This is a genomic window from Nocardia sp. bgisy134, assembly GCF_057708325.1.
In genome coordinates, this window is the sequence record NZ_JBYIRW010000019.1 from 177,279 (window position 1) to 190,294 (window position 13,016).

9 protein-coding genes are annotated in these 13,016 nt (G+C 64.4%); 7 read left to right on the forward strand and 2 right to left on the reverse strand.

From position 1 onward, the window contains the following. The first annotated feature begins 195 nt into the window (after positions 1-195). The 5 genes from AC3ERS_RS29120 (at position 196) to AC3ERS_RS29140 (ending at position 8,367) form a co-directional block, all read left to right on the forward strand. Entirely contained in the window at positions 196-522 is a 327-nt protein-coding gene (locus AC3ERS_RS29120) for a type VII secretion target (protein WP_431971304.1), read from the forward strand. Beyond that, the gene (locus AC3ERS_RS29125; RefSeq protein ID WP_431971305.1) at positions 519-5,096 is read left to right on the forward strand and encodes a DUF6531 domain-containing protein; all 4,578 of its coding nucleotides are present in this window, start codon (positions 519-521) and stop codon (positions 5,094-5,096) included. Before AC3ERS_RS29120 ends, AC3ERS_RS29125 begins: the two co-directional genes overlap by 4 nt. A 5-nt stretch (positions 5,097-5,101) precedes the next feature. Next, a complete protein-coding gene (locus AC3ERS_RS29130) occupies positions 5,102-5,590 on the forward strand; it encodes a hypothetical protein (RefSeq protein WP_431971306.1) in 489 nt (162 codons plus the stop codon). 459 nt (positions 5,591-6,049) lie between these two features. Then, complete coding sequence (locus AC3ERS_RS29135) at positions 6,050-6,415, forward strand: hypothetical protein (RefSeq protein WP_431971307.1); 366 nt, start codon at positions 6,050-6,052, stop codon at positions 6,413-6,415. A gap of 509 nt (positions 6,416-6,924) precedes the next feature. After that, positions 6,925-8,367, forward strand: coding sequence for an AAA family ATPase (locus AC3ERS_RS29140; protein WP_431971308.1), 1,443 nt, complete (start codon positions 6,925-6,927; stop codon positions 8,365-8,367). A gap of 184 nt (positions 8,368-8,551) precedes the next feature. On the opposite strand, the gene AC3ERS_RS29145 is transcribed toward AC3ERS_RS29140, so the two are convergent. Together AC3ERS_RS29145 and AC3ERS_RS29150 are read right to left on the reverse strand one after the other, a co-directional pair. Beyond that, a complete protein-coding gene (locus AC3ERS_RS29145) occupies positions 8,552-8,761 on the reverse strand; it encodes a hypothetical protein (protein WP_431971309.1) in 210 nt (69 codons plus the stop codon). A 202-nt stretch (positions 8,762-8,963) separates the two neighbouring features. After that, on the reverse strand, positions 8,964-10,097 hold the full coding sequence (locus tag AC3ERS_RS29150; protein ID WP_431971310.1) for an alpha/beta hydrolase: 1,134 nt from the start codon (positions 10,095-10,097) through the stop codon (positions 8,964-8,966). A gap of 486 nt (positions 10,098-10,583) precedes the next feature. Here AC3ERS_RS29150 and aceA point away from each other — a divergent pair, with 486 nt between their 5' ends. Next, positions 10,584-11,873: an isocitrate lyase gene (gene aceA, locus AC3ERS_RS29155; RefSeq protein WP_431971311.1), complete on the forward strand. Its 1,290-nt coding sequence runs from the start codon at positions 10,584-10,586 to the stop codon at positions 11,871-11,873. Between the two features lie 170 nt (positions 11,874-12,043). Continuing rightward, positions 12,044-12,916, forward strand: coding sequence for a 3-hydroxybutyryl-CoA dehydrogenase (locus tag AC3ERS_RS29160; protein ID WP_431971312.1), 873 nt, complete (start codon positions 12,044-12,046; stop codon positions 12,914-12,916). Positions 12,917-13,016 lie beyond the last annotated feature (100 nt).

A 13,016-nucleotide genomic window follows, 5' to 3' on the forward strand; every position in this document is an offset into this window, starting at 1 on the left:
CGAGAGTTTCGTCCGGAGCTTCCTTTTGTGTGCCCGGCATCGGTGCGGTTCGTAGTGCTGACAGGCACTCTCGCACAGCGATTGCTGGTCGCCGTGGCCGACGATGACGTCTAGCTATGATCATCGTGGGCATTCGTGCGGTGCCACAGAAGGTTTCGACCCGGGGGAGGACCCGGGTGGGGGAGGTGGTGCTTCATGGCCGAAAACCTGAACGTCGATCCGGAGCGGGTCCGTACGCACGCGTCGAATGTGGCGAAGCTGGCCGAGCCTCTGGGGCAGGCGTTGGAGGCGGCGAAGGCGGTGTCGGCTCCCACCGAGGCGTTCGGCAAGATCTGTGCGTTTCTGCCGCCGTTGTTCGTGGATTCGGTCGAGTCCGACGGGATCGCGGCGCTGGAGGCCGCCGTGACGGCCGTCGGTGAGGACGCGGGGAAGCTGCGGACGGTGGCCGACGGCTACGAGAGCACCGACAGTTCGAATGCGAGCAACCTGAAGGCGGTCGAGCCGAACGGGTCCACCAAGTGAGTGACGGCCAGTCGAATCCGCTGATCGCGCAGGCCGAGGACTCCACCGAGTGGTATTCGGGCGTCACGCTTTTCGAGACGGTTTCGGATACCTACGAGGCGATTTCGTCCGGCTCGTGGGTAGAGGCGGGTCTGGGCGTCGTCGGCGTCGGACTCGAGGTCGCCGCCGTGGTGGTCGATCCGCTGGGCACGCTGGCTGGTTTCGGTGTCGGGTGGCTGATCGAGCATGTCGAGCCGTTGCAGGAGGCATTGAACTGGGTCGCCGGTGATCCGGATCAGATCGAGGCGTATGCCAAGACCTGGAGCAATGTTTCGGAGAAGATCAACGAGGCGGCCGAGGCGCACAAGCAGGCGGTCGAGAAGGACATCTCCGAGTGGCAGGGCGCGACAGCGACCGCTTATCGAGCGCGGGCAGCCGAGACCGCCGACGCGCTGGCCGCCGCGACGAAGGCGGCCGAGGCGGCGTCGCAGGCCATTCAGATGGCGGGCGGTGTGGTGGCCGCGGTGCGCATGATGGTGCGCGACATCGTCGCTCAGGCGGTCGGAAGGCTGGCCGTGTGGGCCGCGGAGGCGATCTTCACGCTCGGCGTCGGCACCCCGGTGGTGGCAATGCAGGCAACTGTCTACGTCGCCAAGACGTTGACCACGATTTCCAAGCTGTTCCGCAAGCTCGCCAGCACCATGTCGAAGCTGACCCCGTTGCTACGCAAGCTGAAAGACGCGTTCGCCTCCATCATCAGGAAACTCACGGGGAAGCGCGGCGGTACCCCGACGGGCGCTCGTCCGTCGAAGAAGACGACCAACGACACCGACACGACACCGGCATCGACGGATACGAAACCCGCCAACACCGACACCAAGCCCGCTAGCGCGGAGACGAAGCCCTCCGACACCCCGTCGAAACAGCCTGATTCGCCGAATAATTCGCCCGACAGTACGAATCCGGCGGGCACGAATTCGCCGAGCAAGACCGACAATCCCAGCAGCCCGAAGAAGTCGAACGAGGGCGTGGGGGACGAAGCACGGACCAACAATCCGAAGGACACGCAGAAGCCGGAGGATGTCAACAGCTGCGGTGACCCGGTTGACGCCGCGACCGGTGAATTCCTGCTGCCGGAAACCGATGTGGAGTTGCCCGGAGTACTGAACCTCGAACTGCGCCGCAGGCATCGGTCGAGCTACCGGTTCGGACGCTGGTTCGGCCCATCGTGGTCGGCGACCCTGGACATGCGCGTGGTGGTCGATCAGCAGGGCGTGACCTTCGTCGGCGAAGACGGAATGCTCCTCGCCTACCCGCACACCGCGCCCGACATCGCCGTGCTTCCCTCGGGCCGTTCACCGCGCTGGACGATGACCCGCACCGAATCGGGTGGATACCGGGTCTTCGACCCCGATCGCGAAATCACCTGGCACTTCACGCCCGATCCCACCCACAGCGCACTGCCCACTCTGCTCGGCGACTACCCGATCACCGCGATCACCGACCGCCACCACAACGAGGTCCGCTTCCACTACGACATCGACGGCACGCCGACCGAAGTCACCCATTCCGGCGGCTACCGCGTGCGAGTGGACACCGCCGACGGGCGAGTCACGGCGCTTTCGGTGCTCGGTCGCGATGCCTACGGCACCGAGATCACCACTCGTGTTCGCGAATTCGCGTACGAAGCGGGCGAGTTGGTGTCGATCACCAACGGTGTCGGCGCTACTACCCGCTACACCTATGACGATCAGCATCGGATGCTGTCGTGGACGGACTCCAACGACAACCAGATGCACAACGTCTACGACGGTGCCGGACGCGTCATCCGCCAGCACGGTACCAACGGCATCATGTCGGCCGAGTTCGGCTACGACACACTTCCCGACGGGTCTGGCAGCCGCACAACGTTCACGAATTCCCTCGGCGCGGTCACCATCTTCGAATTCGACGACGACCTGCGGTTGCGGGACACGATCGATCCGGCAGGAGCCCGCACCCACACCGACTACAACGACGACCGGAAGCCCGTCCGAGTGATCGCCGCCGACGGCGCGATCACTCGTTACGAGTACACCGGTGACGGCGACCTCGCTGCGGTCACTCGCCCGGACGAGGCGACGATCACCGTCGAGTACCAGGTCCGCAACCGGCCTGTCGCGATCACCGGCGCCGATGGGTCCGTCAGGCGCTTCGAATACGACGAACAAGGAAACCTCGCCGCGATCGTCGACAGCGCGGGTGTGCGCACCGTGCATACCCATCACCGATCCGGTGCCGTCGCGTCGATCACCGAATCCACTGACGCGCGAACGGCAATCGAAGTGAATGCGGCCGGGCTGCCGATCACCGTCGTGGACCCGCACGGCGGAATCTCGCGGATCACTCGCGACCATTTCGGCCGGCCCGTCACCGTCATCGACCCCCTGAACGCGATCACCCGCTATCAATGGTCGCCCGAGGGAAAGCTCGTGTGCCGCACGGACTCCGACGGCCACACGGCCACGTGGGAATGGGACGGGGAAGGCAATCTCCGCACCCACATCGATCGTGCAGGCGGGCAGACGCGCTTCACCTACGGCGCGTTCGACCTACTGACCTCGCGCACGGAGCCTGATCAGACTGTCACCCGGTACACGTGGGACACCGAACGTCGAATGGTCGCAGTGGTGAACCCACTCGGCCACACGTGGCGCTACACCTACGACCCGGCCGGGCGGATCGTCAGCGAAGTCGACTACACCGGCGCGCAGACCCGATACGACTTCGACGCCGCCGGGCGAGTCTCGGCGATTACCGCTGCCACCGGCGTAACCAGGCGCAACCGCTACGACATCCTCGGGCGGCTGATCGAAGTGCACGCCGAGACCGGCGAATGGGTTCGGTACTCCCACGATGTGGTGGGACGGCCTCTCACCGCGGTATCCGGCGTCGGCAACGACCGCACGCACACCGTCGAATCCACCTACACCGCCGAAGGCCGCCTCGCTTCCCAACGTGTCGACGACCGCCCGGCGATGCACTTCCAGTACGACGACCACGGCCGTCGCATCGGTCGAACGAACCCGTCCGGCTCGACAACCACCTGGGAGCACGACCACACCAGCCGCATCACCGGGCTTACCACCGACGGCCACTCCATCGCCTTCGCCCACGACGCGGCTGGCCGCAGCACCGGCTGGCGTCTCGGTGCGATCACCGTCGACCAGACACTCTCATCGCACGGCTTCGTCACCCAGCAGCAAGTGCACGCGGACCCCGCGCCCGCCCACGATCCCTCGATCCCGCACGCTCCGAGCCTCCTCCGCCGCGACGACTACACCTGGCGCCCAGACGGATACATCGCCACGCACACCACCACCCGCCCGGACACCGTACGCGTCGTTCGTGACTACGCCCTCGACGCGATCGGCCGCGTCACGACGGTCACCGCCAACGGGCGAACCACCGAGCGATACGCCTACGACGCCCTCAGCAACATCACCAGCAGCCAACTGCCCGAGAACATCTCGACCACACCGGATTCGACCGGCGCCACCGCTGTCGCGACCAGAACCGACTTCCCCACCGACAACCGCCGCGAGTACCGCAACAACCTGCTCATCCGCGACGGCCACACCCGCTACCACTACGACGAAGCCGGCCGCCTCATCCGCAAGGAAACCACCCGCCTATCCCGCAAACCCGACATCTGGCACTACCGCTACAACGCTTTCGACCAGCTGACCGATGTGTATACGCCGGACCGGCAGTGGTGGCACTACACCTACGACGCCTTCGGCCGTCGCACCTCCAAACAACACCTCATGAACGACGGCGCGGTCCTCGAGCGCACCGACTACACATGGGACCGGACCCACCTGATCGAACAGATGCACCCACAGGGCGTGCTGCGCTGGAATCACCAGCCGAAAACTCACAGGCCGATCACCCAAACCACTATCGACCGCGAATTCTTCGCCATTATCACGGACCTCGTCGGCACCCCTACCGAACTCGTAGACCCGGCTACCGGGCAGACCGTTGGCTCCGCGACCACCGAACTCTGGGGCGCGACCACCTGGCAAGGCATCGCCTCTACTCCGCTGCGGCTTCCCGGCCAGTACCATGATCCCGAAACCGGCCTCCATTACAATTTTTTCCGAGCATACGACCCGGTGATCGGTCGCTATCTCACCGGCGACCCGCTCGGGCTGGTTCCAGCGCCCAATCCTGAAACTTATCCACACAACCCCTTGGTGTGGTCTGACCCGCTGGGTCTGGTGCCGAATTGTCCGGTCCGGGTCTCTCCGATGGATTCGGACTGGGCAACGAAGGGCGCTCACGTACACATCGGGCGAAACGAGGTTCGAGTCTTTGCCCACCATGACGGGACAGTAGGTGTGGAAGGAATCAGGATGTCACATGGCCTTCCAACGGATACTCAAATGCGTCGCGTGTTAGATGAGATCAATTCAAATGCGGATCTCCGAGCGGATCTGATCTCTAAATCTCGTGCAGCAATGACCGAGATGAATTCCCATAATTGGGGAAACAATAGCAATCGGGCGGTTGAATTGCATTTTCTTGTCAAGGCGCTGGAGCGGATAGGATAGCTATCATGACGACGCGGTTCGCTGAGTACCTGGCCGATGTTGCGTGCACGGGATCCCTGCTCGGGCTCCGAAACGGCGCAACCGTTGCAGATATTGATGGCGCGTTTGGTGACCCGAGCTATGTGGACGATATGGATAAGCGAAGGAAGAATTTCCGTCGCGACTACGGACTGATCGAATTTGGATTCCAATCCGACCCGCTCCTAGGATGGACCTGTTTCAGTGCGATAATTGCGGTCCACAGACTTCGCTGGAATGCGCACGTACCGAGTTCGATAGCAGCTTTGGTAGGCGAGGCTCCGCTCGTAATCTCCTTGAGCGACCTCAAGGAGTCGATAGCTCTTCGAGGGAGTTCGATTCGAAAGATGGATACCGAATTCCATGACTTCAAGTACTATTCGATCCCCTCGTCTCGCGCTCAGGTAATCGTTACTGCAGAGGATATCGACGACATCCTGATTGCTGATTGCGTATGGTCCATCACCCTTTGGTAGGACTCGTCCTCGTTCGCGCCTATGCTGGGCCGAGGATGCTAGCTGTATGAGGCCATGACGTTGGTGGCATGGACTAGGTATACGCAGGACGAATTGGTCGGCATTGCTCCCGATGGACCCCTGGTTTACAGGACCGACCCGGGGCGGTGTCCAAACTGTAAGAATAACACCGTACGTTGGTACTATTATGAATTCACCAACGCCCGACGGCTCGGAGTCTCGCTTATATGGTGTCGAAGCTGCCGTCGATGCCACTGGTCCGAAGTAGCGCCTCTATCGGACACCAACAGTATTGTTGATCCGTTGAGCGGTACCGAGCTGCAGGCTACGATTGAACGCAAGCATCCGTTCAGTGCTTTCGATTTACTCGATAAGGAATGGGACAAGGGCATTCTGCCCCAGAGGGTAGTTCCCCATTCCTCCAATCGCTGAGGTCTCCATCATCGCTACTGGTGGTCTATGGATGAGAGTGTGCTGAGGCGGCTGCTGGCGATGGCTGTCCTCGCGGGGATCTGCGACACCGAGATACTTGCTGCGATGGATGATCGACTTGCCATTGTTACCGGCCCGTTCGAACAGTCGACATGCTGCACATATATCAGACGACTGCGGCGAACCGAGAGTGGATCCGACCTGCGGCATCGAACCGAGCAGCTCGTGGAGTTGCTGGCGAAATATCCAGAAGAGTTTCTTAACAAGGTCACGGTTTATCCCGAGCGTGGCGGATCTAAGATGTTCCTAGCTGACGAGAGTGAATCCCGAATACTTCTCTGGATGAGAATGTTTGATCATCTACCGCCGTCCGATGAGTCCGGGCTGGCGTGAGAGGCGTTGGGGTGTCTGCCGATTGGTGCGGCGTGACTGATATGGCCGCGAGACGCGATGCCCGCCTCGCCATGCCTCCGGCGTCCCGGATGCGATGTGCGCGCCAGCTGTCTCGTCTCGTCATCGTGCGCAGAGCAGCCGAAGCTTCGGAAATATCCGTCCGACTGGCATTTTCGACGTCGCCGCTGCGAGCAACTACGCCGCCGAAGCGCCGCTCGCCAGTACCGCGACGTGAATATGAGCAACGTGCAGTCGCTCGAGGTATTCGGTCCGCATCTGTGACCCGGGCCGCGGTACCGCCACGATCTATGCCGCCGGTGCGCGAAGGATTGCATCGCACCCTCGATTCGAGCGCACCTTCCTGGCCTCGACCCCGAGTTGGACCACCGCGCCGCATCCGATGCGCAAGGGCACCGGCTGACCTGCGGAGATTTTGAGGATGTATACTTAGTGGAAATATACTTCCTCAAATTGGGGCGGAGGTTCTGGGCATCGAGAAGCCAGCCGACATGTTCGACCGCGAGCGCGAGTGGCGGGCCTTGGCGCGGTTCGTCACGAGCGGGCAGCCGCATGCCACGCTGGGAGTGGTGTCGGGGCGGCGCAGGCAGGGGAAGACCTTCCTGCTGGAGGCGGTCTGCGAGGCAACGGGAGGGTTCTACTTCGCGGCGGACCAGGCCACCGAGGCTGAGTCACTGCGGTACTTCGCGGCGGCGGTCGCGGAGTTCAGTGGTTCGGGTCTGCCCATTCGGTTCGATGACTGGCGCCAGGCTGTCGATGCGCTCTTGACGGTGACGGAAGGCCGCGAGGTTCCGGTTGTCATCGACGAGTTTCCCTACCTTGTGAAGGCCAGTCCCGAGTTGCCGTCGATCATTCAATCGGCGTTGGCGCCGCGCAGGCCGGAGCGATTGCGGTCGCGTGCCCGCCTGCTGTTGTGTGGTTCGGCGATGTCGTTCATGGGTTCGCTGCTGGCGGGTGGCGCGCCGCTGCGGGGCCGAGCGGGACTCGAGTTGATCGTCCCTACCCTGGACTATCGGCTCGCCGCCGACTTCTGGGGTATCAGTGATCCACGGTTGGCGATCCAGGTGCACGCGATCGTCGGCGGAACTCCGGCTTATCGGCGAGAGTTCGTCGAAGGGGACGCACCCGTGAATCTAGACGACTTCGACGACTGGGTGCTGCGAACAGTTCTCAACCCTTCGAGCCCGCTCTTTCGCGAAGCACGGTATCTGCTCAGCGAGGAACCCGGATTGCGCGATCCCGGCCTGTACCACTCGGTGTTGGCAGCTGTCGCGCAGGGCAACGCGACCAGCGGTGGGATCGCGTCGTATGTGGGACGCAAAGCCAGCGACATCACTCATCCACTGACGGTGCTCGAAGACTGCGGCTTGTTGCGCCGAGAGCGCGACGCGTTCCGTGGGAACCGCATGCTCTATCAGATCAATGAACCGCTGGTGGCCTTCTACCACGCGATCCAGCGCCCTGACTGGACGGAGTGGGAACATGGACGCCGGTCGGAGCGACTGTGGGAGCGTCGGCGCCACCGCTTCGAAAGTAACGTGCTGGGGCCGCATTTCGAGGAGATCTGCCGCGCCTGGGTTGCGGGCTACGCGCCCGATGACTTCTTCGGCGGGCACGTCACCCGGGTGGCGAGCGGGATGGTCAACGAACCCGCGCAAAAGACCACGCACGAAGTCGATATCGCGGTCTTCGGTGAACTTTCCGACGGTCGCGAAGCGCTGCTGTCCATCGGCGAGGCCAAATGGAACGACAGGATGGGCCTCGGTCATCTGGATCGGTTGCGGCGGATCCGGGACCTGCTCTCGGACAAGTTCGACACGAGCCGAACGCGATTGGCTTGCTACAGCGGTGTGGGTTTCATGCCCGCGCTGATCGACACAGCTGCGGCGGAGGATGTGGTCCTGGTCGACTCGGACATGCTTTACGCCGCTTAGCCTTCCGCCTGCCCGTCGACTTCGATCCTGCGCGTCACGATGCCAGGGGCTCGGTCTCGAGCGGGAATCAGCCGATCACCTGTGACGGGCGTGTACTTAGTGGAAGTGTACTTCCTCGAATTGCGGTCGGCGCTGCGGAAGAAGTGCTGACGGCCGATCGGCGCGCGAAACAGGTCGGCGCCGGTCAGGCGAAGATGTCGTCGAGTGTGGTTGCGGTGAGGACGCGGGTGGTCCAGGTGCGCACTTCGGCCGGGTCTGCGGTGTGGATCGCATCCGTGATCCCGGCCGGGATTGTTCCGAATTTGATCGTCAGCAGCTCGACCAGCGCGTTCGCGCGGCCTTTGGCTTCGCCTCTGGCCTCGCCTTCGGCGCGGAGCCGTTCGGCGGTGGTCATGCTGGCCTCCTTGGCTCGGGGACCGAGTCGATCGATGAGTGGATCCAGATCGGTTTCCTGGGTGTCGCCGACAATAAGAATGTACGTCACGACGCATCGAAGTTCCTCCATGCCGCTGGGACCGGCCAGGATGGCCCGCAGATCCTCGGTCAACGGCAGCATGTCGACGCCGAGGCGGGTATTGCAAAGTGCGAGACCCCGTTCAGAAGAACAGGTTTCGCACGAAGGGGACGGAGTCGGGGAGGGAGGCGTTCACCGCTCCACTGTGATCCTGCTGGTAGGTGCGCAGGGTGACCGGCTGCCCGCCTGCTTGCAGGGTGGCGGCGAAGGCGAGGGTGGCGGGGGTGATGACGTCGGTGTCGCGCAGGCCCTGGCCGAGGAAGAGCGGGCGGTCGTAGCCGGATTGGGGCAGGCCCATGGTCCTGGTCAGGACGCCGCGGAGGTCGGGGATCTGGGCGAGCGGGCGGGCGAACAGGTCGCCGAGGACCACTTCGGCGGCGGCGAGCTCTTCGCCGAACGGGTTGATGCAGGCGGTGCGGGCGCGGGTGAGCCAGTCTCGGCCCGCGTCGGTCAGGTAGGAGTCGATGTCGAGTTCGGGGTATGTGGTGCGCAGTCCGTTGAGGATGTACAGGACGTAGGCGGTGGTGTGCGGGCCCAGCTCTATCGGCGGCATGCCGGGGCCGAGCGGCAGCAGGATGTCCTCGATGTAGGCGGGGACGCCGGTGCCGACGGCGCCGCGGTAGTCGAGTTCGGGTCCGCCGAACTCGGTGGCGTAGCGCGCGGTGAAGACTGCCGCGCCGCCGCCCTGCGACTGGCCGACCACGACCCACTTCTTCGCCAGCGACGGGTACTGCCGCGTCGCGGCCTTCACCGCGTCCACCACGTTGTGCGCCTCGACGGTGCCGTTGAGGTAGGGGTGCTCACCCGGGGTGCCGAGCCCGGCGTAGTCGGCGGCGACCACGGCGTAGCCCTGCTTCAGCCAGGTGCCCAGGTAGGCCCAGTCGCGTTCGCGGGCGCCGGGGCCGGCGATGCTGTAGGCGCAGTCGTCGCCGAGGCCGACCGTGCCGTGCGCCCATGCGATCACCGGCCAGCCGCCCTCGGGTGGCGTTCCGGCCGGGAAGTAGACGGCCGCGCTCGCGGTGGTCGGCGCGTCGCCGGCGGTCGTGGAGCGATAGAGCAGGCGGGCCGCGTCCGCCGCGTCGGGCGGCGTCGCGACCGCGGCGAGCGGGGCGACCGACTCGACCGTGCCCGCGGCGGGCTCAGCGCTCGCGGTGGAGGGATACAGCAGGGCGGTCGCGCAGGCCGTGACGGCCGCGGCGAGGCACAGTTTCCGCATGGGGCTCCTGTTCGATGGCGTCGCGTGGATGCTCCGACTGGAGTTGGACGCTTGATCGAGATTGATTCTCGGTTCAAGTCTGCCGTATCCGCTCGCGCGATTCGCGGCGAAGAGTGTCCGGGCCCACACCGAGGGCGGCCGCCCCACCCTGTGAATCCACTCACAGACCGGAATGCTCCGGCGTGTTGCCGCGGGGGTGGCTGGAGATCACAAACAGTACGAGCGTTACGCTAAAACCCCACGTCAGAGCTACCTGCGGGTAGGTTCATTACTTGCAATTCGCCCGCAAACTTTGCAAAGTTAGCACTCACCGGGCGAAACCTAGCTGAGATTCACATTAGCAACAGGTAGACGGCTATTTCGTGGTGTGCCATCGTGTGGAAGTACACCCCATGGGCCTAGCAAGCCTGCAAATCGTCGCTCCAGCAGTCCGAGTGGAATCTCGGCGAGCGGCACCGACCGACCAAAGAAGAAGTGGAGTCAGAGATGTCGACCACCGGCACCCCGAAGACCGCTGCGGAAATCCAGCAGGATTGGGACACCAACCCGCGCTGGAAGGGCATCACCCGTAACTACACCGCGGACCAGGTGGTGAAGCTCCAGGGTTCCGTCGTCGAGGAGCACACGCTCGCTCGCCGCGGCTCGGAGATCCTGTGGGATCTCGTGAACAACGAGGACTACATCAACTCCCTCGGTGCCCTCACCGGCAACCAGGCGGTCCAGCAGGTCCGCGCCGGCCTGAAGGCCATCTACCTGTCGGGTTGGCAGGTCGCCGGTGACGCGAACCTGTCCGGCCACACCTACCCGGACCAGTCGCTGTACCCGGCCAACTCGGTGCCGCAGGTCGTGCGCCGCATCAACAACGCGCTGCTGCGCGCCGACGAGATCGCCAAGGTCGAGGGTGACACCTCCGTCGCCAACTGGCTGGCTCCGATCGTCGCCGACGGCGAGGCCGGCTTCGGTGGCGCGCTCAACGTCTACGAGCTGCAGAAGGCCATGATCGCGGCCGGTGTCGCCGGTTCGCACTGGGAGGACCAGCTGGCCTCCGAGAAGAAGTGTGGCCACCTGGGCGGCAAGGTGCTGATCCCCACCCAGCAGCACATCCGCACCCTGACCTCCGCGCGCCTGGCTGCCGACGTCGCCGGCGTGCCGACCGTGGTCATCGCCCGCACCGACGCCGAGGCCGCCACCCTCATCACCTCCGATGTGGACGAGCGCGACCGTGAGTTCCTGGACGGCACCCGTACCGCCGAGGGCTTCTTCGGTGTGAAGAACGGCATCGAGCCCTGCATCGCGCGTGCCAAGGCCTACGCCCCGTACTCCGACCTCATCTGGATGGAGACCGGTGTGCCGGACCTCGAGGTCGCGCGCAAGTTCGCCGAGGCCGTCCGTGGCGAGTTCCCGGACCAGCTGCTGGCCTACAACTGCTCGCCGTCCTTCAACTGGAAGGCGCACCTGGACGACGCGACCATCGCGAAGTTCCAGAAGGAGCTCGGCGCGATGGGCTTCAAGTTCCAGTTCATCACCCTGGCCGGCTTCCACTCGCTGAACTACGGCATGTTCGACCTGGCCCACGGCTACGCTCGCGAGGGCATGACCGCCTTCGTCGACCTGCAGGAGCGCGAGTTCAAGGCTGCCGCCGAGCGTGGCTTCACCGCCATCAAGCACCAGCGTGAGGTCGGTGCCGGCTACTTCGACACCATCGCCACCACCGTGGACCCGAACACCTCCACCGCGGCGCTCAAGGGCTCCACCGAAGAGGGTCAGTTCCACTGAGTTGACCAGCCCGCAGTGATGCAGGCCGACAACCCTCTACTCCAGTAGGGGTGTACCGCCCTCCCCGCCGAACAGCCCCGGCGGGGAGGGCATCCCTATACCTTGGACCAAAACCCAAGCCATCCCAGACCCAAGCCATCCCAGCCACACCAGACCAGCAGGAGCGGGACGTGAGCAGCGAGAAGATTCAGCGTGTCGGCGTCATCGGCGCCGGACAGATGGGTGCCGGAATCGCGGAGGTGTGCGCCAGGGCGCACGTCGACGTGCTCGTCTACGAACAGACTCGGGAACTAGCGGCTGCCGGTCGCGCTCGCATCCTGCGCTCGCTGGACCGTGGGGTGAGCAGCGGCAAGATCACCGAGCGTGAGCGTGAGCAGGCCGCATGGCGCCTGCGCTTCACCTCCGACCTCGGCGACTTCGCCGACCGTCAGCTGGTCGTCGAGGCCGTGCTGGAGAGCGAAGAGGTCAAGACCTCGATCTTCGCCGAGCTCGACAAGGTCGTCACCGACCCGAGCGCGGTGCTCGCCTCCAACACCTCCTCCATCCCGATCATGAAGATCGCCGTCGCGACCGCCAACCCCGAGCGCGTCCTCGGCATGCACTTCTTCAACCCGGTGCCGGTGCTGCCGCTCGTGGAGCTGGTCACCACGCTGAAGACCAGCGCGTCGGTCTCCGAGCGCGCCGAGGCTTTCGCCGGTGACGTGCTCGGCAAGCAGGTCGTCCGCTCGGCCGACCGCTCCGGCTTCGTCGTCAACGCGCTGCTGGTGCCGTACCTGCTGTCCGCCATCCGCATGGTCGAATCCGGTTTCGCGACCAAGGACGACGTCGACAAGGCCATGGTGCTCGGCTGCGCCCACCCGATGGGCCCGCTCGCGCTGACCGACCTGGTCGGCCTCGACACCGTCAAGTCCATCGCCGACTCGATGTACGCCGAGTTCAAGGAGCCGCTGTACTCCGCGCCGCCGCTGCTGATGCGGATGGTCGAGGCGGGGCTGCTCGGCAAGAAGACCGGCGCGGGCTTTTACCAGTACAACAACCGCTGAGTTTTTGGCGCGCTGGCGCTGAGTTCGCAAGTGCGATGATCCAGAGCGGGTACGCGAGCTGTGTCTGTTGGCGCGCTGGCGCGCGCGTGTTCGCGGCCCC